This window comes from Streptomyces sp. NPDC087787, from assembly GCF_044743035.1.
In the GTDB taxonomy this organism is placed as follows: Bacteria; Actinomycetota; Actinomycetes; order Streptomycetales; family Streptomycetaceae; genus Streptomyces.
The window spans coordinates 751,458-775,343 of sequence record NZ_JBIUVQ010000001.1 but is presented as its reverse complement, the minus strand read 5'-3'; the positions used below and the strand labels follow the sequence as shown (position 1 = coordinate 775,343).

At 67.9% G+C, this 23,886-nt stretch carries 22 protein-coding genes and 1 pseudogene; 16 read left to right on the top strand and 7 right to left on the bottom strand.

The genetic code is table 11. The features are described 5' to 3' along the window. Positions 1-31: 31 nt before the first annotated feature. Positions 32-602, top strand: a pseudogene (locus ACIOWN_RS03570) (MBL fold metallo-hydrolase); the annotation flags it as partial. Positions 603-651: 49 nt separating this feature from the next. On the opposite strand, the gene ACIOWN_RS03565 reads toward ACIOWN_RS03570, so the two are convergent. Next, positions 652-1,749 (bottom strand): amidohydrolase family protein, encoded by a 1,098-nt coding sequence (locus ACIOWN_RS03565; protein ID WP_401980083.1) that lies wholly within the window; start codon positions 1,747-1,749, stop codon positions 652-654. 127 nt (positions 1,750-1,876) lie between these two features. Here ACIOWN_RS03565 and ACIOWN_RS03560 point away from each other — a divergent pair, with 127 nt between their 5' ends. From ACIOWN_RS03560 to thpD, 5 genes are all read left to right on the top strand, one after another. Next, on the top strand, positions 1,877-2,980 hold the full coding sequence (locus tag ACIOWN_RS03560; RefSeq protein ID WP_362354925.1) for an aminotransferase class V-fold PLP-dependent enzyme: 1,104 nt from the start codon (positions 1,877-1,879) through the stop codon (positions 2,978-2,980). A 372-nt stretch (positions 2,981-3,352) separates the two neighbouring features. Further along, positions 3,353-3,892 carry a diaminobutyrate acetyltransferase gene (gene ectA, locus ACIOWN_RS03555; RefSeq protein WP_362354922.1) on the top strand — a complete coding sequence of 180 codons (540 nt, stop codon included), beginning with the start codon at positions 3,353-3,355 and terminating at the stop codon, positions 3,890-3,892. Positions 3,893-4,008: 116 nt separating this feature from the next. Beyond that, complete coding sequence (gene ectB / locus ACIOWN_RS03550; protein WP_362354919.1) at positions 4,009-5,280, top strand: diaminobutyrate--2-oxoglutarate transaminase; 1,272 nt, start codon at positions 4,009-4,011, stop codon at positions 5,278-5,280. A gap of 54 nt (positions 5,281-5,334) precedes the next feature. After that, complete coding sequence (locus ACIOWN_RS03545; RefSeq protein WP_362354916.1) at positions 5,335-5,742, top strand: ectoine synthase; 408 nt, start codon at positions 5,335-5,337, stop codon at positions 5,740-5,742. A 7-nt stretch (positions 5,743-5,749) separates the two neighbouring features. Continuing rightward, a complete protein-coding gene (thpD, locus tag ACIOWN_RS03540) occupies positions 5,750-6,652 on the top strand; it encodes an ectoine hydroxylase (protein ID WP_362354913.1) in 903 nt (300 codons plus the stop codon). A gap of 73 nt (positions 6,653-6,725) precedes the next feature. On the opposite strand, the gene ACIOWN_RS03535 is transcribed toward thpD, so the two are convergent. Continuing rightward, the gene (locus tag ACIOWN_RS03535; protein ID WP_362354910.1) at positions 6,726-7,775 is read right to left on the bottom strand and encodes an aminotransferase class V-fold PLP-dependent enzyme; all 1,050 of its coding nucleotides are present in this window, start codon (positions 7,773-7,775) and stop codon (positions 6,726-6,728) included. A 107-nt stretch (positions 7,776-7,882) separates the two neighbouring features. After that, complete coding sequence (locus ACIOWN_RS03530) at positions 7,883-8,596, bottom strand: DsbA family oxidoreductase (RefSeq protein WP_401980078.1); 714 nt, start codon at positions 8,594-8,596, stop codon at positions 7,883-7,885. Positions 8,597-8,712: 116 nt separating this feature from the next. Between ACIOWN_RS03530 and ACIOWN_RS03525 the strand changes: the two genes are divergently transcribed. From ACIOWN_RS03525 to ACIOWN_RS03490, 8 genes are all read left to right on the top strand, one after another. Continuing rightward, the gene (locus ACIOWN_RS03525) at positions 8,713-10,404 is read left to right on the top strand and encodes a recombinase family protein (protein ID WP_401980075.1); all 1,692 of its coding nucleotides are present in this window, start codon (positions 8,713-8,715) and stop codon (positions 10,402-10,404) included. A 629-nt stretch (positions 10,405-11,033) separates the two neighbouring features. Continuing rightward, the gene (locus ACIOWN_RS03520; protein WP_401980072.1) at positions 11,034-11,165 is read left to right on the top strand and encodes a hypothetical protein; all 132 of its coding nucleotides are present in this window, start codon (positions 11,034-11,036) and stop codon (positions 11,163-11,165) included. Between the two features lie 42 nt (positions 11,166-11,207). Next, positions 11,208-11,468 carry a hypothetical protein gene (locus ACIOWN_RS03515; protein WP_376606332.1) on the top strand — a complete coding sequence of 87 codons (261 nt, stop codon included), beginning with the start codon at positions 11,208-11,210 and terminating at the stop codon, positions 11,466-11,468. After that, a complete protein-coding gene (locus ACIOWN_RS03510; RefSeq protein WP_401980069.1) occupies positions 11,465-13,102 on the top strand; it encodes a phage/plasmid primase, P4 family in 1,638 nt (545 codons plus the stop codon). Before ACIOWN_RS03515 ends, ACIOWN_RS03510 begins: the two co-directional genes overlap by 4 nt. Positions 13,103-13,709: 607 nt before the next feature. Beyond that, the gene (locus ACIOWN_RS03505; protein ID WP_401980066.1) at positions 13,710-13,880 is read left to right on the top strand and encodes a hypothetical protein; all 171 of its coding nucleotides are present in this window, start codon (positions 13,710-13,712) and stop codon (positions 13,878-13,880) included. Then, positions 13,873-14,115, top strand: a complete 243-nt coding sequence (locus tag ACIOWN_RS03500; RefSeq protein WP_401980064.1) for a hypothetical protein — start codon at positions 13,873-13,875, stop codon at positions 14,113-14,115. The genes ACIOWN_RS03505 and ACIOWN_RS03500 overlap by 8 nt, the downstream gene beginning before the upstream one ends. Positions 14,116-14,130: 15 nt before the next feature. Next, positions 14,131-15,030, top strand: a complete 900-nt coding sequence (locus tag ACIOWN_RS03495) for a hypothetical protein (RefSeq protein ID WP_401980063.1) — start codon at positions 14,131-14,133, stop codon at positions 15,028-15,030. A gap of 1,586 nt (positions 15,031-16,616) precedes the next feature. After that, positions 16,617-17,267: a hypothetical protein gene (locus ACIOWN_RS03490; protein WP_401980061.1), complete on the top strand. Its 651-nt coding sequence runs from the start codon at positions 16,617-16,619 to the stop codon at positions 17,265-17,267. Positions 17,268-17,352: 85 nt separating this feature from the next. Here ACIOWN_RS03490 and ACIOWN_RS03485 read toward each other — a convergent pair whose 3' ends face one another. The 3 genes from ACIOWN_RS03485 to ACIOWN_RS03475 form a co-directional block, all read right to left on the bottom strand. Continuing rightward, on the bottom strand, positions 17,353-18,564 hold the full coding sequence (locus ACIOWN_RS03485) for a helix-turn-helix transcriptional regulator (protein WP_401980059.1): 1,212 nt from the start codon (positions 18,562-18,564) through the stop codon (positions 17,353-17,355). Between the two features lie 720 nt (positions 18,565-19,284). Further along, complete coding sequence (locus ACIOWN_RS03480) at positions 19,285-19,788, bottom strand: GNAT family N-acetyltransferase (protein ID WP_362354904.1); 504 nt, start codon at positions 19,786-19,788, stop codon at positions 19,285-19,287. Positions 19,789-19,836: 48 nt separating this feature from the next. Then, positions 19,837-21,363: an aldehyde dehydrogenase (NADP(+)) gene (locus ACIOWN_RS03475; protein WP_362354901.1), complete on the bottom strand. Its 1,527-nt coding sequence runs from the start codon at positions 21,361-21,363 to the stop codon at positions 19,837-19,839. A 167-nt stretch (positions 21,364-21,530) separates the two neighbouring features. Between ACIOWN_RS03475 and ACIOWN_RS03470 the strand changes: the two genes are divergently transcribed. Both ACIOWN_RS03470 and ACIOWN_RS03465 read left to right on the top strand, forming a co-directional pair. Beyond that, a complete protein-coding gene (locus ACIOWN_RS03470; protein ID WP_362354898.1) occupies positions 21,531-22,304 on the top strand; it encodes an IclR family transcriptional regulator in 774 nt (257 codons plus the stop codon). Between the two features lie 3 nt (positions 22,305-22,307). After that, entirely contained in the window at positions 22,308-22,787 is a 480-nt protein-coding gene (locus tag ACIOWN_RS03465) for a GNAT family N-acetyltransferase (RefSeq protein ID WP_326801946.1), read from the top strand. A gap of 227 nt (positions 22,788-23,014) precedes the next feature. Here ACIOWN_RS03465 and ACIOWN_RS03460 read toward each other — a convergent pair whose 3' ends face one another. After that, positions 23,015-23,812: an HAD family acid phosphatase gene (locus tag ACIOWN_RS03460; protein ID WP_362355419.1), complete on the bottom strand. Its 798-nt coding sequence runs from the start codon at positions 23,810-23,812 to the stop codon at positions 23,015-23,017. Between the last annotated feature and the right edge of the window lie 74 nt (positions 23,813-23,886).

The window sequence follows — 23,886 nt, the reverse complement described above, 5'->3', positions numbered from 1 at the left end:
ATCTCCTTCGGTCCCTTCAAGTAGTGCTTGTCCGGACAGCGATCAGGCGGTGGTCGCGCTGCAGACGTGGGTCCTGCGCAGCGGCGGCCGGACGATCGTGGTGGATCCGGGGCTGGGTGACGGCCGTGAGCGCCCGGGCTCGCCGTTCCACCACTGGCGGAGCGACTTCCTCGACCGGCTGACCCGGCATCCGTCCGGAGGATGTGGACGTCGTGGTCAACACACACCTCCACGCCGATCACGTCGGCTGGAACACCATGGGGCCCGCGGGAGAGTGGGTGCCGACGTTCCCCAACGCCCAGTATCTGCCGCCCGCCGCCGACGACTTCCACTTCGGTCCGTCCAAAGCGTACGGGAACGGGCTGCGCGAGGACGACCAGCTGATCTACGAGGACAGCATCGCTCCCCTCCACCAGGCCGGACAGGCCGTGCTGTGGGACGGCACGCACCGCATCGACGCCCGCCTCACCCTGGAGTCGGCCCCGGGCCACACGCCCGGCTCGTCCGTCCTGCGGCTCGACTCCGGGGGCGAACGGGCGGTCTTCGTCGGCGACCTGATGCACAGCCCGGTACAGATCCTCGCCCCCGCGTGCAGTAGCTGCCAACCAGCCGGCGGACCTTGCCCAGTCCGGAGCCGTGGGCGACGCCGCCTCAGCCGGCCACCCTGCCGTTCAGGACCACCCGCCTCGGCGCCGCCAGCACGCGGACGTCCGCGCGCGGGTCCTCGTCGTAGACCACGAGGTCGGCGGGGGCGCCCTCGGTCAGGCCGGGGCGGCCGAGCCAGGCGCGGGCGGCCCAGGTCGTCGCCGAGAGGGCTTCGAGCGGCGGGATGCCGGCCTTGACCAGTTCGGCGACCTCGGCCGCCGCCAGGCCGTGCGGCAGGGAGCCGCCGGCGTCGGTGCCGACGTAGACCGGGATGCCGGCGTCGTAGGCGTTCCGGACCGTGTCGTAGCGGCGCTCGTGCAGCCGGCGCATATGGGCCGACCAGCGCGGGAACTTGGTCTCGCCGCCGTCGGCGAGGCGGGGGAAGGTGGCGATGTTGACGAGGGTGGGGACGATCGCGACGCCGCGTTCGGCGAACAGCGGGATCAGATCCTCGGTCAGGCCCGTGGCGTGCTCGATGCAGTCGATGCCTGCCTCGACCAGGTCGCGCAGGGAGTCCTCCGCGAAACAGTGGGCCGTCACACGCGCGCCCAGGCGGTGGGCCTCCGCTATCGCCGCCTCGACCGCCTCGCGCGGCCAGCAGGCCGACAGGTCGCCGAGGTCGCGGTCGATCCAGTCGCCGACCAGCTTGACCCAGCCGTCGCCGCGCCGGGCCTCCTGGGCGACGTAGGCGACCAGGTCCTCCGGCTCGATCTCCCACGCGTAGTTGCGGATGTAGCGGCGGGTGCGGGCGATGTGGCGGCCCGCGCGGATGATCTTCGGCAGGTCCTCGCGCTCGTCGATCCAGCGGGTGTCCGAGGGCGAGCCCGCGTCCCGCAGGAGGAGGGTGCCCGCGTCGCGGTCGGTGAGCGCCTGCTTCTCCGAGACGTCGTCGGGCACCGGTCCGTGCTCGTCGAGGCCGACGTGACAGTGCGCGTCGACCAGGCCGGGCAGCACCCAGCCCTCGACGGTCCTCACATCGGAGGCACCGGCGGGACGGTCGTAGGAGATCCGGCCGCCGACCACCCACAGCTCGTCCCGGACCCGGTCGTCGTCCGGGCCGACGAGCACCCGACCCTTCACGTGCAGCACCGCGCGATCGCTCATGCACCGCACCCTAATCAGCCCGCGCCCGCCGCGGACCACCCGGTCCGAGCTCACCGGGTGAAAGGGGGGCAGACCCGCCGACTACCCTCGATGCGTCCGTCCCCGCCCGCACGAAGAGAGCACCGCCGTGACCAATCCGTTCCTCGACCTCGCTCCGCTGAGCGCCGACCGCTTCGCCTCGATCGAGGACCGGGTGGCGCGGCTGCTGGCCACCGAGCAGGATGTCGTGATCATGCAGGGCGAGGCGCTGCTGCCGCTGGAGGGCGCGATCAGGGGCACGGCCGGTCCCGGCACGACCGCGCTGAACGTGATCACCGGGCCGTACGGGCAGACGTTCGGCAACTGGCTGCGCGACTGCGGCGCGACGGTGTACGACCTGTCCGTGCCGTACCACACGGCGGTCACGGCGGACCAGGTCAGGGAGGCTTTCGCCGAGCACCCGGAGATCGACTTCGTGTCGCTGGTGCACGCGGAGGCGGCGACCGGCAACACCAACCCGGTCGCGGAGATCGGCAAGACCGTGGCGGAGCAGGGCGCCCTGTTCTACCTGGACGCCGTGGCCTCGGTCGGCGCGGAGCCGGTCCTGCCGGACGCGTGGGGCGTGGACCTCTGCGTGATCGGAGCGCAGAAGGCGATGGGCGGCCCGGCCGGGGTGTCGGCGGTGTCGGTCAGCGAGCGCGCCTGGGCCCGGATGGCGGCGAACCCGCGCGCCCCGCGCCGCTCCTACCTGTCCCTCCTCGACTGGAAGGAGCGCTGGCTCGACGGCGGCCGCAAGGCACTGCTGCACGCGCCCGCGCAGTTGGAGATGCTGGCCCTCGAGGCCTGTCTCGAGCGCGTCGAGACGGCCGGCCTGGACGCGGTGATGGACCGCCACCGCCGCGCCGCCGCGGCGACCCGCGCCGGTGCGCGGGCCCTCGGCGCGGGCCTGGAGCCGTACGTGCACCAGGCGTCGGAGGCGGCCCCGGTCGCCACCACCCTGCGGACCCCGTCGGACGTCGACGCCTCCGAGCTGGTGGCCCGCGCCCTGGAGACCGGCCCCGCCCTCCCGCTGGCCGCGGGCGGCGGCCAGCTCGCCAAGGAGATGATCCGCGTCAACCACTACGGGCCCGACGCGACCCAGGACGTCGTCGAGGCCGCCCTGACGGCCCTGGCCGCCGCCCTGACGGGCCACGGCGCGACCGTGGACGCCGAGGCCGCCCGGCAGGCGGCCGCGAAGGCCTGGCAGCGGTAGACGCGCGGGCGGCGGGCCCGCATTCTCCGGAATCGGACGGACAGGGCTCACGGAACTCACAGAACTTATTGGCGAGACAATTCAGTAATTCAATTCTGGACAGCTTCCCGTATTCTTCTGCCCCGTTTCCCGGGGCGTAAACGCAGAGATTTCACGAGCTCTCGGCGACACAATTCGAAGGTCGCCGAGAGCGTTATCCGACTGTGACGGACTCCACAGACGTGACCCTTTTGCCCAGTAATTAAGGGGCAAACCCGCCCATACCTGCACCCTCTCGCGCGATCACGCGCTCGCGCGATAACACATGGGCACGGTTCACGTAAGGCTCTGGGGCGATGCATTTTTGAATTCCGCTCGGTAAGTTCATTCCACATGACTGCCGCCCAAGCAGACCTGCATTCCCCCCGCACAGAATTGCCGGAGGCGCCCCGCATCGAGCGTCCGTCCCCCGCCGACGGCGCCGCACTCTGGCGACTGGCGAAGGAATCCGGGACGCTCGATATGAACTCCTCGTACAGCTACCTCCTCTGGTGCCGCGACTTCGCCGCCACCTCCGCGGTGGCGCGCGGAGCCGACGGCGAGCCGGTCGGTTTCGTCACCGGGTACGTGCGGCCCGACCGTCCGCACACCCTGCTCGTGTGGCAGGTGGCCGTGGACGCCGGCCACCGCGGACAGGGCCTGGCCGCCCGGCTGCTGGACGCGCTCACCGCCCGGGTCGCCGCCGAGCGCGGGCTCACCTCCCTGGAGACCACGATCACCCCGGGCAACATCGCCTCCGAGCGGCTCTTCACCTCCTACGCCGCCCGGCACGGCGCCACGGTCGAGCGCGAGGTCCTGTTCGGGACCGAGCAGTTCCCGGACGGGCCGCACGACCCGGAGGTCCTCCACCGGATCGGTCCGCTCTCCTTCTGACCGCGGCACCTCCGGCCTGACCGCGGCCCCTCCGGCCGGCCCCGGTGCCAGCCACCTCTCCGCCCCCTTTCACTCCCGCCTCCCCCTTCACTCCCCCCACCGAGGAGCGATTCGCCGTGACCATCACCCAGCCCGACCTGAGCGTCTTCGAGACCCTGGAGTCCGAGGTGCGCAGCTACTGCCGCGGCTGGCCCACCGTCTTCGACCACGCGCGCGGCAGCCGTATGTACGACGAGGACGGCCACGACTACCTCGACTTCTTCGCGGGCGCGGGCTCGCTCAACTACGGCCACAACAACCCGGTGCTGAAACGGGCGTTGATCGACTACCTGGAGCGCGACGGGGTCACCCACGGACTCGACATGTCGACCACCGCCAAGCGCACGTTCCTCCAGACCTTCCAGAACCTGGTCCTGCGCCCCCGCGACCTGCCGTACAAGGTGATGTTCCCGGGCCCGACCGGCACCAACGCCGTGGAGTCGGCGCTGAAGCTGGCCCGCAAGGTCAAGGGGCGCGAGGCGATCGTGTCCTTCACGAACGCCTTCCACGGCATGTCGCTGGGTTCCCTGGCCGTCACCGGGAACGCCTTCAAGCGGGCCGGCGCCGGCATCCCGCTCGTGCACGGCACTCCCATGCCGTTCGACAACTACTTCGACGGCAAGGTCCCGGACTTCCTGTGGTTCGAGCGGCTGCTGGAGGACCAGGGGTCCGGTCTCAACAAGCCGGCCGCCGTGATCGTCGAGACCGTGCAGGGCGAGGGCGGCATCAACGTCGCCCGGCCCGAGTGGCTGCGCGCGCTCAAGGAGCTGTGCGAGCGGCAGGACATGCTGCTGATCGTCGACGACATCCAGATGGGGTGCGGGCGCACCGGGGCCTTCTTCTCCTTCGAGGAGGCCGGCATCGTGCCCGACATCGTCACCGTCTCCAAGTCCATCAGCGGCTACGGCCTGCCGATGTCGCTGTGCCTGTTCCGGCCGGAGCTGGACGTGTGGGAGCCGGGCGAGCACAACGGGACCTTCCGCGGCAACAACCCGGCGTTCGTCACCGCCACGGCCGCCCTGGAGGCCTACTGGACGGACGGCTCGGCCATGGAGAAGCAGACCCGCGCCCGCGGTGAGCGGCTCGAACAGTGGCTGATCTCGATCACCGAGGAGAACCCCGCGAACGTCAAGGAGTACCGGGGCCGGGGCCTGGTGTGGGGCATGGAGTTCCACGACCGGGAGCGGGCCGGGCGGATCGCCCGGCGCGCCTTCGACCTCGGGCTGCTGGTCGAGACGTCGGGCCCGCAGGGCGAGGTCGTCAAGCTGCTGCCGGCGCTGACCATCACCACCGAGGAGCTGGACGAGGGCATGAGCATCCTCGCCCGCGCGGCCCGCGAGACCGCCTGACACCCGACCGAGCGAAAAGCAACCGAGCAACCGAGCCAGGAGGCACGCACCACCGTGATCGTCCGTTCGTTCAAGGAGATCGAAGGCACCGACCGGCACGTCAAGTCCGAGTCCGGCACCTGGGAGAGCAAGCGCATCGTCCTCGCCAAGGAGAAGGTCGGCTTCTCCGTGCACGAGACGATCCTCTACGCGAACACGGAGACGTCGATGTGGTACGCCAACCACATCGAGGCCGTCGTCTGCACCGAGGGCGAGGCGGAGCTCACCGACCGCGAGACCGGGAAGACGTACACGATCACGCCCGGCACCATGTACCTCCTCAACGGCCACGAGCGGCACACGCTCAAGGTCAAGGAGAAGGACTTCCACTGCATCTGCGTGTTCAACCCGCCCGTCACGGGACGGGAGGACCACGACGAGAACGGCGTGTACCCGCTGCTCACCGAGCCCGAGGAGGTGTGACATCCCCATGACCGCCACCACCACGAACACCGTCACCGATCTCTACCCCACCCGCGGCACCACCGAGGTGACCACTCCCCGCCAGGACCCGGTCGTCTGGGGCTCCCCCGACACGCCCGGACCGATCGACACCGCCGGCCTCCAGGCGTTCGAGCGAGACGGCTTCCTCGCCGTCGACCAGCTGATCACCGAGGACGAGGTGGCCGTCTACCGGCGCGAGCTGGACCGGCTGGTGAGCGATCCGGGGATCCGCGCCGACGACCGCTCCATCGTGGAGCCGAAGTCCAGGGAGATCCGCTCGGTCTTCGAAGTCCACCGGATCAGCGAAGTGTTCGCCGCTCTGGTGCGCGACGAGCGCGTCGTCGGGCGGGCCCGGCAGATCCTCGGCTCGGACGTCTACGTCCACCAGTCGCGGATCAACGTCAAGCCGGGCTTCGGGGCCAGCGGCTTCTACTGGCACTCGGACTTCGAGACCTGGCACGCCGAGGACGGCCTGCCGAACATGCGGACGGTGTCCGTCTCGATCGCGCTGACCGAGAACCTCGACACCAACGGCGGCCTCATGATCATGCCGGGGTCGCACCGGACGTTCCTCGGCTGTGCGGGGGCCACGCCGAAGGACAACTACAAGAAGTCGCTGCAGATGCAGGACGCGGGCACGCCGTCCGACGAGGCACTGACGGCGATGGCCGGGCAGCACGGCATCAAGCTGTTCACCGGCAGGGCGGGCTCCGCGACCTGGTTCGACTGCAACTGCATGCACGGCTCCGGCGACAACATCACGCCGTTCCCGCGCAGCAACGTGTTCATCGTGTTCAACAGCGTGGAGAACACGGCGGTCGAACCGTTCGCGGCGCCGGTACGACGCCCGGAATTCGTCGGGGCACGGGACTTCACGCCCGTGCGATGAGACGACGGACCGGCCGGGGCCTCCTCGTGTGGGACGGGAAGCCCCGGCCCGTGTCCGGATCCCGGCGGCGGCCTCAGCCGGCCAGCGCGTCCAGCAGGCGGTCTACGTCGGCGGGCGTGTTGTAGAGGTGGAAGGCGGCCCGCAGATTGCCCGCGCGCTGCGAGACCTCGATGCCCTTGGCGCTCAACTCGCCCTGGCGCGCGCCGAGTCCCGGCACGGCGACGATCGGGGAACCCGGCGCGGAGACCGGCTCGTGGCCGAGGGAGCGCAGCCCGGCGCGGAACCGGTCGGCGAGCGCGAGATCGTGGGCGCGTACGGCGGGCACACCGAGTTCCTCGACGAGTTCGAGCGAGCGGCGGGCTCCCGTGTAGCTGAGGAGGGCGGGGCTCTCGTCGAACCGCCGTGCGGAGTGCGCGAGTTCCTCGATGGGGCCGTAGCAGCTGTCCCAGGGCCGCTCCCCCGCCACCCAGCCCGCGAACAGCGCGTTCAGGCCGCCGAGGTCGTCGGGGACGACCAGGAAGGCCACGCCCCGCGGGCACAGGAGCCACTTGAAGGCGACGGCGCTGACGTAGTCGTAGGCGTCCGCGTCGAGGTCCAGCCAGCCGGCGGCCTGGGAGGCGTCGACGTAGACGCGCGCGCCGTGCTCGCGCGCGGCCGCGCGGATGGCGGGCAGGTCGGCGACGCGGCCGTCGGCCGACTGTGCGGCGCTCACCGCGACCAGCGCCGTGCCGGGTCGTACCGACTCGGCGATCCGTTCCAGCGGCGCGCTGCGCACCTTCAGGTCCCGGCGGACGTGGAAGGGGTTCACCACGGAGCTGAAGTCGCCGTCCGCGGTGAGGACTTCGGCGCCCTCGGGCAGTGCCGCGGCGATCAGCCCGGTGTAGACGGCGACGGAGGCCCCGACCGCCACGCGGCGCTCCGGCACCTTCATCAGGCGGGCGAAGGAGGCGCGGGCGGCCTCGACGTCGGCGAACATGTCGGTCGGCTGCCCGGAGGCGGCCGCCGTCACGGCGGTGCCCAGGGCCTCCACCGTGCGGGCGGGCAGGAGACCGAGGGACGCGCTGTTGAGATACGTGGTCTTCGGGGCGAACTCGGCGCGGACGAGGGTCTCGAAGGTTTCCATGGGTCCACTGTGCTGCCCGTCACGGCCCCCGTCCATTGCGCGTTTTTGCGCGGGTCCGCGAAGGAATCCTTATGAATCCGCCGTGACCTGCGGTTCGTCCGCGCCGCTCAGCTCCGCGGCACCGCGCATCCGTCCGGACCGCAGGCGTCCCCGTCGGTGTCGTCGCTCTGCAGGAGGGTCAGCGGTGAGCGCTCGCCCCATGCCTGGGTGAGGACCTGGGTGAAGACCTCGGCGGGCTGGGCACCGGAGACGCCGTACTTCCGGTCCAGCACGAAGAACGGGACTCCGGAGGCTCCGAGTTGCGCGGCCTCCCGCTCGTCGGCGCGGACCTCGGCGGCGTAGGCGTCGGGATCGGCGAGCACCTTCCGGGCGGCGTCGGCGTCGAGTCCGGCGGCGACGGCCAGCTCCACCAGCCGTTCGCCGCCCTCGGTGAAGACGGACCGCTCCTCGGCGAAGTTCGCCCGGTACAGGGCGTCCAGCAGTTCGCTCTGCCTGCCGTGCTCCTTGGCGAGGTGCAGCAGGCGGTGCATGTCGAAGGTGCTGCCGTGGTCCCGGCCCCGGGTGCGGTAGTCGAGGCCCTCGGCGGCGGCCTGCCGTCCCAGGTTGTCCTCGCCGTCGTGGGCCTGCGCCTCGGTCATTCCGTACTTCTTGGTGAGCATGGCGACCACCGGCTGCACGTCGTCCTTGGCCCGCCCCGGATCCAGCTCGAACGACCGGTGCACCACCTCGACCCGCTCCCGGTGCGGGAAGGCCGCGAGCGCCTTCTCGAAGCGCGCCTTCCCGACGTAGCACCAGGGACAGGCTTGGACCAACGAAGCCATAACCGCTCTGACCTGCGGTTCTTTACGGACTCGCTCGGAAACCTTGAAGGATTCCGCCGAGCCGGGAGAGCACCACAGCGCCGGGGCGGTCCGACTTCGAGATTGGACCAAGACACATGCACCGCGACGACTACGCCGCGCTTCAATCCCTCGGGTTCGAGGACGACGAACTGAAAGAGCTTGACCTCTGGACCCCGGCCGTTGGTTCCCCCGCCGAACTGGCGGAAATGTACGTTCGCCGCTCCAAGAAAAAGGACACCCTTTCGAGCCTGAAAGAGCAGGTTCGCCGAATGTGCGCCCACGCTGTCAGCGAGGGAAAGAAGATCCGGCGCGTTTGGTTCGAACAGCGCAGCGCATCCAAGGCGTACGTCCGGCGCGAGGAATTCGAGAACGCCACAGCGGCTATCGCTGAAAGCGGACTGTCTAAGACGCTGTACGTGTTCAAGACTTCCCGCCTTTCCCGCCGTGGCATGGGTCAAGTCGGGTTGCTGCTCGACAAGTTCGAGGAACAGGCCGCCCGCATCTACGTCGTGGCCGAGAACATCGACAGCACCCGTAGCCGCATGGTCCTGGCAATCCTCAGCGAACAGGCGCGCGAACAGGCGGCCGACCTCGGGCAGTTCGTGAAACTCGGCATGGACGCGCACAAGGCAGACGGCAAATGGACGGGTGGCGTAACACCCTACGGCCTGCGCGCTGTGAAGGGCGAGGGACGCCTAGAGCGGAACCCCAAGGAATACCCGACTGCCCGCCGAATCGCCGAGTACCTGTTGGACCGAAAGACCCCGGCTTGGATCGCCGCCACGCTCAACGAGGAAGGGTTGAAGCCGCGCCGCGCCCGGAATTGGCAGGCAACCGGAATCATCGCGCTTGCCCACGCTGTGACTTGGGCCGGTCTCGTCGCACAGCGGGAAAGGATGCTCGACAAGAACGGCCGTTGGGCGGGGAAGTATCACCGTGGCGGTACCCCGCTGTTCGACAAGAAGGGAAACCCCGTTTCCTGCGGCGAGGGCGTGATCACGTTCGCGGAACACGTCAAGATCAAGGAAATTCTCGCTAGCCGCGCTCAGAAGAACGGCCCCGTGGGGAACCGTGCACGCGGAAAGCGGGAGACTTCCAATCTCCTCTCGGAAACCATGAAGTGCGGTCGCTGCGGCGTGAAGGAAGTCAGCAGCGGACCGGCCTACCGGTGTTACGCCCGGACCAACGAGGGGGCGCACGTCTGCGAGGGCGTATCCATCGGACGGGAGCGCGCCGAGGACGCCGTTACGCAAGCGTGGTTCGCGCACATCCTGAGCCTGTCGCCCGACTCCGCCACGCTGCACGAAATCGCCCGCGAATGGCTGGCCTACAAGGACCCGGAAAAGGAGGCGCGTAAGGCGCAGGTGACGGCCGCGCTGGAATCGGCGGTAAGCCGAGAGATGAAACTCAACAAGGAGTTTTTCGTCCTCGGCCGCATGACCGAGGAAATGTTCGACAGTATGCGCGTGCAGGTGGCCGAGCAGATTACGACCCTAAAGGCCGAGCTTGCCGAACTGACGCGAGAGGCCGACCTTTCCCCGCTGATGGACCCGGAAGCGCTCGCAGCGCTGTGGAACGGGGCGGGAATCGCCGGACAGCGGGCGCTACTGCGGGCCGCGCTGGGACCCAAGGGAATCGTTCTCCTGCCGTCCAAGGGTCGGGGGTACCGAGTGCCCGCGATTGACCGGCTGGAATTCCACTGGCGGGAAGCGAGCGACCCGGCATGGGGAGCAGCGTTTGAAGCGGGCGTGAAGCACGCCGACAGGACGCGGGAGCGGAAGGCCTAGACGGCCGCGTAAGGGCCGTGCACGGCCTCTGAGGGGACCGGTGGGAGAACTTCCCATCGGTCCCTTTCGCTTGCCCTGGACGGCCGCACAGCGGTTCTGACGGACCGGCCAGCACACGGGGGCTATCCGCGCTTGCCCGACGACGACCCCCAGGGAAGCCACAGACGGTCGCGTGCGCCGTTCCCGCTGTCCCGCTGGCCCATCCCTCGGAGCGCTCCGCGATAAGCCGCCAGAGAGGCCCTACAGCGCGAGAGGCACGGCCGCTGTGTCGAGTGCTGTTTGTGAAGCGAGATTGTTTCGGATCGTGGAAAACCCCAGGATGAAAGTTTCCCCGTCCAAGAATCGACACTCAACACTGTAACCAGATCGCTACGCAGAGTAATCACCCCAATCGCCGGCCTCCATATAACGGATCGGTAACGGCAGTGGCCACATTGTCCGTTCCGCCGCCTATGGCCTTTACCCGCTCAATCTCTGTACTCCGAGGGCAGCGAGCGGGACTAGTCATCGACGCTCGCTGTCCTCTCCGGGGTGTCTTTTAACTGACTCCCCTAGAAGAACTTGTAGGCACCCGCCGAGGGTGCCTTTTCTTCGGCCCAAATTCCGATGCAACGGAAAGGAGATCCGCCATGCGCATCAAGTGCGAGTGCGGACAGCCGCTCAAGACCTACTGCGGTAAGGGACAGCGCCCCAAGTGGTGCAGCCGTTCATGCCGTGACCGCGCGTACTACCAGCGCAAGACCTACGGCACGACCCGCTAACAGACATAGGAACGTTCCTATGTCCCCCGGAAAGGAAATGGCATGAGCCACCAGATACCCGACGCACCCGCACGACTAGTCAGCCCAGCGCATAAGGGCGATCCCTGGACCTTCCGCGTCACGTGCCCGTACTGCTCGCGCGTCCACATTCACGGTGCCGGTCCTTCCGCCGCTGACGCGCACACCTTCTACGGTCACCGCATAGCGCACTGCACCAACGTTTGGCGTAATGGGCGACTGATCTTCGACGCCAACGCCAACCCTGGCCGTTCCTACAACCTGATTCCGGCGGTGCAGCGATGATGCGCGACCTTGGCGAGTTTTTCCTCAGCGACGACGGCACGATCTACGAAAAGACGGCGGCCGAACTCAGCGAGCCGGAAGCAACGGCACCCGCGCCCGAGCCCTCCGAGGGATACCGGGAAAGCGACCTCTCGGAAATCCACCTCGGCGAGCGCATCGCGCGTGAATACCTCGATGGTGAGTTCATCGCATGGGGCCGTAACGCGTGGTCCCGTTGGGATGGTCGCCGTTGGGCGCGCTGCTCTGACTCCGCCGTATTCGACGCCGTCCGCCGCGCTGTACTCCGCCTGTACGTCGGTGAGATCACAGCAGTAAACGAGCGGCACACCAAGGCAACGGCCGCCGCTGCCAAACTCTCCGAAACCAAGGAGGAGGAGGGTAAGGCAGCGCTAGCGGCCGCCAATGCCATGCGGGACAAGCGCGTAAAGGAACTCAACTCCCTCCGCTTTGCTGGCAAGGTGGCGAGTCTTCAGCGAGTGGCGCGCGGCGTGCTGGAACGCGAACAGTCCGATTTCGACGGACACCCCGACCTGTTGAACGTAGGTAACGGCGTGGTCAATCTCCGCACCGGTGAACTCGGCCCGCATGATCCGGCGCTGCTGTTCACCAAGGTAACCGAGGTCGATTACAAGCCCGGTTACATCCACCCCGATTGGGAAGCTGCACTAACCGCGCTACCCGTGCAGGTCGCCGACTGGATGCAGATTCGCTTTGGCCAGGCAGCAACCGGCCACGCGACACAAGATGACGTAGTGCCCTTCCTGCGCGGCGGCGGAGCCAATGGCAAATCCACCATGCTGGACGGTGTTACCCGCGCGCTGGGAGATTTCAGCGTGATGGTGCCGGACAAGGTGCTACTCGCTTCGCCGAGCGATCACCCCACGGAAATGATGACGCTGTTTGGTGCGCGCTTCGCCTATATCGAAGAGTTGCCCGAGGGTGATTACCTGAATGCTCAGCGGCTCAAAAAGGCAGCGGGCACGGACAACATGACGGCCCGTTACATCGGCCAGGACAACGTCACATGGGATGCCACGCATTCGCTGTTCGTGACCACGAACTACGAAGTTCAGGTGGACGCCGTCGACTACGGAACATGGCGACGCCTTGCGCTGGTCGTGTTCCCGTACACGTTCGACGGCAGCGACCCGGAACACCCCAAGGACCCGACGCTACGAAAGCGGATTCTGGAGGGTGCCAGCGGCCAGCATGAGGCGGTGTTGTCCTGGCTCGTTGACGGGGCGATTGCTTGGTACGACAGCGGGGAGGTAATCCCGCCTGCGCCGGACAGCGTGGCCGCCGACACCACCAAGTGGCGGTACGACGCCAACCATGCCGCGCGGTTCCTGGACGAGCGATACGAGCTTGACCCGGATTCGGCCGTGCGGTCCGCCGATATCTACGCCGATTTCGTCGAGTGGGCTACTCAGCGCGGAATCCGCAAGTGGGGCGAAAAGCTGTTTTGGACCCGCGCCCGGCAGCACGAATGGTTCTTGACCGGCGAGATTGAAAAGCCGGACAGCAGCGTGCGAACTAGCGGGTGGGACGTGTGCAGCCCAGTGGGTATGCAGACTGAGCACCAAGTAAAGAGCCGAGAAAGGCTCGTTACGGGGCTCCGCCCGACAGCGGGATAGGCGGAATCGTCATGCGTCCCGCTTGTCCCGGGGTGTTGAGGTCGCTCTAAGGATTTTTTCTCAATCCCTATAGGAACGACCGAGGTACCCCGGGACACGCGGGACGCTCCGCCTGCCCCTCTCCGCTGTCCCCGCGCAATCGCAAATAGGCCCTAATCGCCGGCTCGGGCATCGCCCCTGGTCATCGCGCTGCGCTGCGTTCCCGCGACCGTTCCCGTTCTGCAAACTGGCAGCGTAAAGCTTCCGTCAAGCCTAAACGGCAACTCGGGCATAAGCCCCACGAGTCTTTACCCGCTCAATCTCTGTACCGTGAGGCGGTTTCCGTCTCAGTGGGATTCGGTTAGCCGAGCAACCCCGGCGGTTTGGGATTTCATCCCTCTGCCGGGGCCTCGCATTGCACCGCATCCCCTCCCCTGCGGCTGCATCCGCAGAACCCCTGATCTTCGGTAAGTGCTCAGCGACGTGCGCGCAAAGCGACGTGCCGCTTACCGGTAACCCCCTTGCTTGCTGTGGTCTATGCAGAGACCCGGCAGGTAAGGGGGTTTTTGCATCCCATGACCTAGGAACGTTCCTAGGTCCCCCGCCCCACTGAAAAGGAAACCACCCGATGGCTATCACCCCCGAGGACATCGCGCACGCGGCAGCTATTTCGGGCTTGCCGACTGATCTGGTCGCGCTGCTCGCCGGAGACACGCGCGAAGTGCTGACGGATAACGCAAAGCGTGTTGCTGCCGCGCAGGGATTTGCGAAGCAGCCGAAGGGACAGCGCAATGTCTGAGATCACCGCCGCTGACCGCGAGCACGCCGCCAAGGTTTCCGGCCTATCTGTCGAACAGGTCGCGCTACTTACCGGGGATACCCGCGATGCGCTGACCGGTAACGCGTGCCGAGTCGCTGTCCAGCTACAAAAGAAGCAGTCTGCACGGCCCGTCGAAAAGCCTGCCGAGGACGACGGCGCAGCCATTGACCCCGCAAAGCTAGCGGCGGCAATCGCCAAGCGCGTCCGATTCTGAGATAGGAAATCACCCATGAATGACGAACTAGCGGAGCGCAGGGCAGCAACGCGGAGCTATGACCGTTGGGGCGTGCCGCGCGCGTTCATCTCTATTCTGGACAGCACCGGCGGCGTCACTTACGAGAGTTCGCGCAAGGTTGCGAACCTCCCGCTATCGCTCGCGCCTGCCGCTGTAAAGAAGGCCGTGAGCGCAGCGAACAAGGCGCAGGACAAGCTAGAGGCGGCGGACGATAAGGCGGCCGAGCTATTCGCCGAGTATCAGGCTGTACCGGCGCAGGCTCAGCGCGAGATTAACGCCGCTGTCGAGCGGGGCGAGGTATCGCCTAGCCTTTCTGCGCTGGTCGACGAAAGGCAGGAAAAGCTCGCCGGTCCTCTCCGCGACGCTATCGGCCTACGTAACGCGCTTAGCGCTGCTGCGGGGAAGGCGGGAAACGCGGCCGATAAGGCACGCGAGCGCTACCGCGACGACTGGCGGGACGCCGTTGCCGCGCACGTGGCGGCCGAGATGCCGAAGGTACGGAAGGGCCTAGAGGATGCTGCAAGCGCTACTGCGGCAGCATTGAATGCGGCGAATGCTATTGCTGCCCTACAGCAGGAATGCGCAATTGTTGACGCACAGTGGCTCAGCGAACGCGAGGCCGCCAGTGAAATCCGCATCTCTCCTTATCAGACGCAGATTGATTACGCCCGCGCCACCCCGGATGTTTACGAGCAGGACCGTAAGACGGTAATGCAGGCCCGCGAAAACCGGCTCGGCAGCGTACTCGGCAACCCGGTTAATGTGGTCGCCGAGATTGAAAAGCGTGTTGGCTGGCTCGGTTCCTACAGCGACGGCGGACACTTCCCCGACTCGCTATTTGTCCCGCTGTCGTCGCATGAGCCGGTTACGCGCAACTGGGACGACGACGAATAGGCGGGCTCACTTTCCGACACCCCCCTCATTGTCAGCGGGCACCGGTGCTTTCATGCGGGGCGGGTGCTTCGCGTAGCCCCGGTGCCCGCCCGTATGGGAGTCTTCTATGCCAGTTGCTAATCCGTGTCGTCGCGCTGGTTGTCTGCGTAAGCGTAAGGACCGCCGACCGGGGCGGGACGGTATGTTCAGGCGTCGCCCATATTGCGCTGTCACTTGTCAGTTCTGGCACGAGACAACGCAGAGGATTGCAGCCGGTCACGCGGTCGACGGACGAGACATCAGCGCTGATGTGAACGAGCTAATGCGACTGTCCGAAGCATTGGATAAGTCATCGCATTTGAGTAAGGAAAACATGTCTTCGCTTGTCGCGCTGTTTTCCTTCTACGTCCGTCCGCCAATGCCTGACAGCTTCGCGGAAAAATACCTGCGCAGCGTGGCCGGGGCCGAGGGCCGAGGGGTAGTGGGGTAGGACCCGCAAAGCAATTCCCCCGACTCGGCAGGGGATAGCAGCCGCTCCCCGCTGCGCATGCGAAAAACCTTCCGGGTGCCATTTTGAGCCGCACTCGGCACCCTGTGAGGAAATTATGAAGCCATCCGAACGGCTCATTGCGCGACTATCCGAAGCGTTTGAGCTAGAAACCGACCAACTAACCGCCCTTGAACTCGCCGGGGCGCACCTAGATACTGCCGCTGAACTTGACGCCGTTGTTTCTGCCGAGGGGGTTATGAAGGATTCCCCGCGTTCCGGTTGGGTACTTCACCCTGCTATCGCTGAGGCACGTCACCAGCGGGCGCAGGCATGGGCGATTATCAAGGCGGTGTTGCCCGACGACGTTTCCAGCGTTGACGCCGCTTCGCTGGGGCAGGCTGACAGCGGGAATGCGCACCGTTCCGCCGCGTCTGTGCGATCCAAGAAGGCCGCTGATACGCGCTGGGGACGTGCGCGTGCTGGTCTGGACGCTGTGGGATGAGGCGGCTACGCAGGCCGCGAGGCGGAGCCCACGAGATAGCGCCGGTTTGCCGCTGTCCCGAGACATTCGATCCCGAGCGTTGCCCGGCGGACGAGCACGAGGAAATGCGTGTGCCCCATACCTATACCGACATGTTCAGTGCTGTGGGATACGGCGTTCGGTGCGGCTCGCTGCGGAGCGGGAAAGCCGAATGCGAATGTGCGCCCGGTTGGGGTTGTCCGGGCACGAGCGACCCGGCATGGATTGCATGGGAGCGTGACCGGTGATCCTGCTCGCATTCCTCTCGCTGTCGCTGGTGATTACACACCTTGCCGTTCCTCGCATTGCTCGCGCCTATGTGCGTCGCGCGATGCGCTGAGGACCTAGGAACGTTCCCAGGTCGCTGCCTTGCTTTCAAAGGTGCCATTTTCGCCGGCTGACCCCCTTTGGCCGCCATCTGCGCTGATCAGACGGGGTTTAGAAAGCAAGGCGCGCACTCCGAGTACCTAGGAACGTTCCTACGTACTAACACAGACTCCGGACGCTGATCACGTCCGGTTGTGGGGCGGGTTCCTCGGTTTTTCGTTTCCTTTCCCCGAGTCGAGCCCGCCCCACTATTCATGAAAGGAAAAGACAATGAGACTTCCCCTGTACGCACGAATCGCGGCCACCTCCGGCCGTCCGGTCGTCCTGCTCGCCGCGCTGGCTATGTCCGCCCCCGGCGAATACCGTCTCGCCATGCTGGCCGGTTGGACTCCGTCCGTGGCCGCCCTAATGCCGCTCGTGCTGTCCGCCTATGCCGCTGTGGCCGCCGTAATGGCCGCCACATGTCCGGATAGCCGGTCGGCAAAGGTTGGTGCCGGAATGGCGCTGGCGCTCGCTCTGACAGCGCAGGTGACCGCGCACCTAATCATGGCCGGTTACATGTCCGTTGGGCCGGTCCTAGTGGCCGCTGTGTCCGCCGTTCCGCCCCTTGTGGCCGGTCACTTGATGCACCTAGCCACGGTCGGCCGTACGCCGTCTGACGCCGTGCCGGACAGCGCTACGGCCAATGAGTCGGCCATGGTCGCTAACGCCCCGCAGACGGCCGAGGAAACGGCCATGCCGGAAAGCGCCCCGGTCATGTCCGGCCAGCGTCCGCCGCTTACTCCGCCGAGTCCGGAAGTGATCCGTACCGCTGTGGCCAAGCTGTCCGCCGATGGCCGCAAGGTGACCGGCCCGATGCTGGCCGAGCATTTCCGGGTGTCCGACCGAACCGGCCGTAGGTATCTCGCAATGGCCGAGTGACGACCTAGGAACGTTCCTAGGTGCTAACGAACTTGGGCCCCATGGCTGGAGGATTACCCCTCCCGCTGTGGGGCCCTTTCTGCGTTTAGGCCGCTGCGCTGTCGAGTACCGCCCGAACCTCCGGCACGTCTGCGTATTCGGCGAGCCGAGCCAGGATCACCCGCACCCGTTCGGCCGTCCGTTCGCTGGAGATATCCGCCGACAGCGCGATGACCCGATCCGCCACGGCCGCCGATTCCTCGGGTTCGTTCGCGTCGGCATAGGCAACGGCAAGCCACGACAGATACAGCGCAAGTTCCCGCGTATGCGTTGCGTCATACCGGCCGAGTACATCGCGGAGCAACGGCACGGCGCGGAGCGGTCGGCGTAGCTCAGTGAATACTCGCGCTTCCATGACTTGCAACTCCCCGGCATCCACCCAATACAGGTAGGCCGGTGACTCGATTCCCTCGCTGTTCGCGCTTAGTGCCTCGCTGGCTTCCCCGAGTGCCCGCATTGCAGCCTGCGCGTTCTCCGAACCGCCCGCTTTCGTGTGTGCCCATGCCACCCGATCGAAGAACAGCGCACGTGCTTTCGGCGGAGCGTCCGGCCCGGCCCCGTCCAGTGCAGCGCGGGCAAGGGCTACGCCTTCAACTTCCCTTCCAATGTTGGACAGTTGGTAGGCGAGTGACCCGGCGAGATTTCCGGCAAGGGTTCCGTCCTCGGCCTGCGTTGCCGCACTGAGCCCTAGCCGGTAAATCCGTTCCGCCTCGCTGTGCTGTCCGGCGTCGCTGGCAATCCATCCTGCGATCTGCGCCAGTTCGCCAATCTGCACAAGAAGCTGACGCCCCGTCAGATCCGAATAGCTGTGCTCGCGGAACATTCGAACAGACTTTCTAAGTTCCCTCAGTGCCGGTCGCATGAGATCGCCACCGGCTAGGAAGTCATCGGCGAGCCGTAGGCCGTGCACCCGCTGTTGCAAGTCGTCCACTTGCCCCATACCGATACGGCCGCCTGTACGGGCCGTCAGAGGCTCTAGCGGGTCCTCGGCGGGGAGGAAGTCCGCGAGGGTCGGCAACGGCGGTTCTGCGACCGTCTGTGACGCGCACAGCGTCTCTACGGAAACCCCGAGGGTCGCAGCGATGATCGGTAGCCATTCGCGCGGCGTACGACGGCCGGTTTCCCACCGGCTGACTTCCTGCCGTCCGACCGGCTCACCGGCGATTCCGGCCGCCCGGCAAACCTCCCGTGCTAACCGTGCCTGACTCCAGCCGAGCCGTTCCCGCTGTTGCCTGATGTTCGCGCCGATATTCCCCATGGATTAAGTCTGGCCTACATCGGCGGATTTCTGGCCTACAGCGGGCCGACAAGTGGCCGCTAGCGCGTGATCATGTCCGGCCGGACGCTGGACGGCATGACTGAGCCGAGGACGTACCAGAGTGATCCGGTCGAACTCCCGTTGCGGCCATCTGAGTTGGAGCCTGCGCCGGTTGAAGGCTGCGCCGGTTGCCGGGAGTTGGCGGCCGTTCGGGACCGTGCGCGGACGGGTAGCGACTGGACGACGGTTGCAGACTGCAACGTCCTTATGCGGCGGCATCCCGAGGGCCACGGGTGACGACGGCCCCGGAGAGGCCACAGACGGCCCGCAGACGGCCGAGCAGACGGCAGACGGCCCAACCCTCGGAGAGCGCGCCACCGGCGTCGTACTGCGGACTGTGCGCCGGGTGGGGTGTCGTCTGGTGTGACGGCTGCTGTGGGTTCGATGGCTGCACGCTGTGCGGCTGGACCTACAAGCGGCCGTGCCCGCTGTGTGTCGGCGGGGATGCGGAACCGATCCGGTGGTGAACTCTGCTGGCACGGGCCGGATTTCGTGCGTCTATGCAGGTCAGAGCATGTGCGGTAACGTATGGCTCTGTTGGTTCAAGGACAGGCGATGTCCGACCAGATCTCGACGCGCATGTTCTCGGCTCTCTCCCGCTCGTACGGAAGCGGAGGTGGACGACCTCCGCCGGGTCCGTGAACGTTCAAGCAGCGGTTTTCATTCCCCGGTCACCGTGTAGCGCAGCCCCAGATGATGCCCGCCCTCGCCGGCGGGCCGCAGCGGATCCGGGGTCCAGCCCCGCCGGGCGTAGAAGCGCCGCGCCCGTTCGTTGCCGGTGTGCACCTCAAGGACGGCCGTCCACCTGCCCTCGGTGCGCCAGTGCTCGACGCAGGCCGCGTGCAGCGCCGTGCCGATGCCCGAGCCCCAGTGGCCGGGGTCGACGTGGAACTGCGACAGCGCGACCGTGTCCGCGGGGCCGTCGGGCGGGGTGCGGAAGGAGGCGACGGCGACGACGCGGCCCTGTTCGGCGGCGCACAGCACCTGGCCGTCGGGGCGCGCGATGGCCTCGCGCCACCGGGCGGTCCAGTCGGCGTCGGCGTCCGGGACGCCGCCCGGGTAGTACGTGGCCCGCGCACGCAGCATCAGGCCGGCGACGGCCTCCGCCTCGGCGGGCACGGCCGTACGGATCACCAGGCGTCCGCTCGCACTCTCGTCGATCATGCGAGGGAGGACGCGGAGGCCCGGTGATCCGGTTCCGTGCGGTGCGGGTCAGCGCTCCAGGCGGCCGTTGAAGCGGCGGGGCAGCCCGAGCGGGTTGTCGTCGCGCAGCTCGGGCGGCAGCAGCGCCTCCGGGGCGTTCTGGTACGCCACCGGACGCATCCACCGCTCGATCGCCGTACCGCCCACGGAGGTGGAGGTCGAGGTCGTCGCCGGGTAGGGGCCGCCGTGGTGCTGGGCGGGGGCCACCGCGACACCGGTCGGCCAGCCGTTGACGAGCACGCGTCCGGCGAGCGGGGTCAGCCGGGCGAGCAGTTCGGCACCGCGCCCCTGGCCGGCCGCCTCCTCGGCGGACAGGTGCACGGTCGCGGTGAGGTTGCCGGGCAGCCGCGACAGGACGGCCTCGGCCTCAGCCTCGGCCTCGTAGCGGGCCACCACGGTGACCGGTCCGAAGCACTCCTCCAGGAGCAGGTCGTACTGCCCCTCCTCGGTGAGCCGCGCGGCCGGGACGGTCAGGAAGCCCGCGCTGACCGAGTGCTCGCCGCCCGCGCCCGCGGTGACCGGCGACTCGACTCCCGGCAGTGCGGAGCGCTCGGCGACGCCGGTGAGGAAGTTGTCGCGCATCCGGTGGTCGAGCAGGACGCCCGGGTCGGTGTCGCTGACGGCGTCGGTGAGGGACTTCACCAGGCCGTCGCCCGCGGCTCCGGACGGCACGAGGACCAGTCCGGGCTTCACGCAGAACTGCCCGACCCCCAGCGTCATCGAGCCGGCCAGTCCGGCGCCGATGGCCTCGGCCCGCTCGGCGGCCGCCGCCTCCGTGACGAGGACCGGGTTGAGCGAGCCCAGCTCGCCGTGGAACGGGATCGGCGCCGGCCGCGCGGCCGCCGCGTCGAACAGGGCCCGGCCGCCGCGCACGGAACCGGTGAAGCCGGCGGCCGCGACCAGCGGGTGCCGGACGAGTTCGACGCCCGCCTCGAAGCCGTGGACGAGGCCGATCACGGTCTCGGGGACGCCGTGGTGCGCGGCCGCCCCGCGCAGCACCCTGGCGACCAGTTCGGACAGGGCCGGGTGGTCGGGGTGGGCCTTGACGACGACGGGGCAGCCCGCGGCGAGCGCGCTCGCGGTGTCGCCGCCGGCGACCGAGAAGGCGAAGGGGAAGTTGGAGGCTGAGTAGACGGCGACGACCCCGAGCGGCACCTTGTGGCGGCGCAGGTCCGGGATCGGCGGGGTCGCGTCGGCGTCGGGGTGGTTGATGATCACGTCGAGGAAGGCGCCCTCCTCGACGATGTCCGCGAAGGCCCTCAACTGGTAGCAGGTGCGGGCCAGTTCGCCGGTGAGCCGGACCGGTCCGAGCGCGGTCTCGGCGTCGGCGGCCTCGACGAGCCGGTCCCGGGCCCCTTCCAGGCGGTCGGCGGCGGAGCGCAGGAAGGCCGCGCGGACGGCACGGTCGGCGAGCGCCGCGCGCGCGTCGTGCGCGGCCCGCACGACGGCGTCCACCTCCTGCGCCGTGGCCTCCACCGCGACCTGTTCCCGCTGCTTCCCGTTACGGGGGTCGACACTCCAGACTGGTGCTGCCACCGCGGATCCCTCCACATGTCTTGCCGCAGTATCCGGCCGGTCCCTACGGTCGACCGGATTCGGGGTCACCACCAGCGCGTTCGATATGCTGAACGCTGTCTCTGATGGTGAATACACTGCCGGAGACTATATCTCCAGCTTCTCGTCGAACGAAGGGGTCCAGGGCGATGTCGGCAGGCGACGCAGGCGGCGGTGCGCAGGTCAAGTCCGCAGTGCGGACCGTGGAGTTGCTCGAGTTCTTCGCCGGCCGGCCCGGTATGCACTCGCTGGCCGCGGTCCAGGAGGCCGTCGGCTATCCCAAGTCCAGCCTGTACATGCTGCTGCGCACGCTCGTCGAGCTGGGCTGGGTCGAGACCGACGCCACCGGCACGCGCTACGGCATCGGCGTGCGGGCGCTGCTCGTCGGCACGTCCTACATCGACGGCGACGAGGTGGTCGCGGCGGCCCGTCCCACGCTGGACCGGCTGTCCGACGACACCACCGAGACGATCCACCTCGCCCGCCTGGACGGCACGAACGTCGTCTACCTGGCCACCCGCCAGTCGCAGCACTACCTGCGCCCCTTCACCCGGGTCGGCCGCCGCCTGCCCGCCCACTCCACCTCGCTGGGCAAGGCGCTGCTGAGCACATACACCGACGAGCAGGTGCGCAAGATGCTGCCCGAGACGCTGCCCGCGCTGACCGAGCACACCATCACCGACCGCGAGCGGCTCATCGGGGAACTGCGTCGGATCCGCGAGCAGGGGTACGCAGTCGACCGCGAGGAGAACACCCTGGGTCTGCGCTGCTTCGGGGTGGCGATCCCGTACCGGACCCCGGCCCGGGACGCGGTGAGCTGCTCGGTCCCGGTGGCGCGCCTGACGCCGGCGCACGAGCAGATGGTGAAGGATGCTCTCTTCGACGCCCGTGACCGACTGACGCTCGCCACCCGGAGGCTGTGACACATGGAGGTCGTGCTCCGCGAGGTCCACGACAGCGATCTGCCGGTGTTCTTCCGGCAGATGAACGACCCGGAGGCACTGCGGATGGCCGCCTTCACTCCGAAGGACCCGGCCGACCACGAGGCCTTCGCGGCGCACTGGCGCGGGATGCGCGCCTCGTCCGTCGTGCTGCGCACCGTCCTGCTGGACGGTGACGTGGTCGGCAGCGCCGCCGTCTACGGCGAGCCGGGTGAGCGCGAGGTCACGTACTGGGTGGACCGCGCCTACTGGGGCCGGGGCGTCGCCACGGCCGCGCTGCGGGCCCTGCTGGCCGAGGTTCCCGAACGCCCGCTGTACGCGCGGGCGGCGGCGGACAACGCCGGTTCGCTGCGGGTGCTCGCCAAGTGCGGGTTCCGGGAGTCGGCGCGGGCCCGGGGGTTCGCCGAGGCGCGCGGCGAGGAGATCGACGAGGTGGTGCTGACGCTGCGGGCCGACGCCGGATGACGGCGGGCGCGCACAGGGCGTGCCCCGCCCGGCCTCGTGGAGCGGGCGGGGCACGGGCCTTGACTAGTGCTGTGACCGGAAAGGTTTGCCGGAAAGCTCGCGGCGTCCGGTGCGGTGCATCGCAAGGCGGAGCATCGCCCGTGTACTGGATGTACTCGGGTGATGCGACAACGCGGCGAGGTGCCGTGCCGGGCGTCGCGAGCCGGTGAACCTTTCCGGTCGCAGCACTAGCCGACGAAGTACGTCGGGTTCGGCAGCTTGAAGGTGTGGTCGGCGTGGCCGCCGTCGAGGTCGGAGTACTGGTCGCCGAGGTTGGCGACGATGTCGTACCCGAGGTCCTCGATGTGCTTGCGGGTGCCGGACTTGTACTGGACGGTCGTGCAGGTCCAGGAGCCCGGGGTGGCGCAGTCCTTCAGGTAGGACGGGGGGTTGGCCGCGTCCTTGAGGAACATGTGCGCGGCGTCGAGGTTGACGTCGGCGCCCACCTTCTTCAGGTTCTCCACGGCGGCGGAGCGCTGCGCCTCGCTGAGCCCGGAGTTGTAGAAGACGGTGACGCCCTTCTTCGCGGCGTACCGCACGAGTTCGGGGCTGCCGAAGACGGCCGGACGGTCGGCCCGGTTGACGTAGGCCGCCCAGGTGGCGCTGTTGTAGCCGTAGCTGTTCTTCTTCTCGTAGTCCAGGCTGAGCAGCAGCGTGTCGTCGATGTCGAAGACGACGGCCGGCTTCTTCTGGCCCTTGTGGCCCGCCTTGTCCGCCGCCTTGTCGATCCACTTCCTGGCCTCGGCGTCGACGGCCGCGAGGTCCTTGGCGTACGGGCTGTCCGGGGACGCCTGGTAGACACCGTTGCTGTCGAGCTTGGTGCCGTAGTAGGTGTCGATGTCCTGGGTGAGGAGCCCGATGTTGTAGGGCTCGTGGGCCGAGTTGGCGGTGGACTGACCTGCCGTGGCCGCACCGGCGCCGTAGATCACGGCACCGGTGAGGGCGCAGGTGGCGGCGAGGGCCGCGATACGCAGTGGCTTGTGCATGAGTCGTTTTCTACGCGCGTCACCCTCGGATGCGCGAGACCGTGCGGGGTACCTTTTGCCCTATCGATATCTGA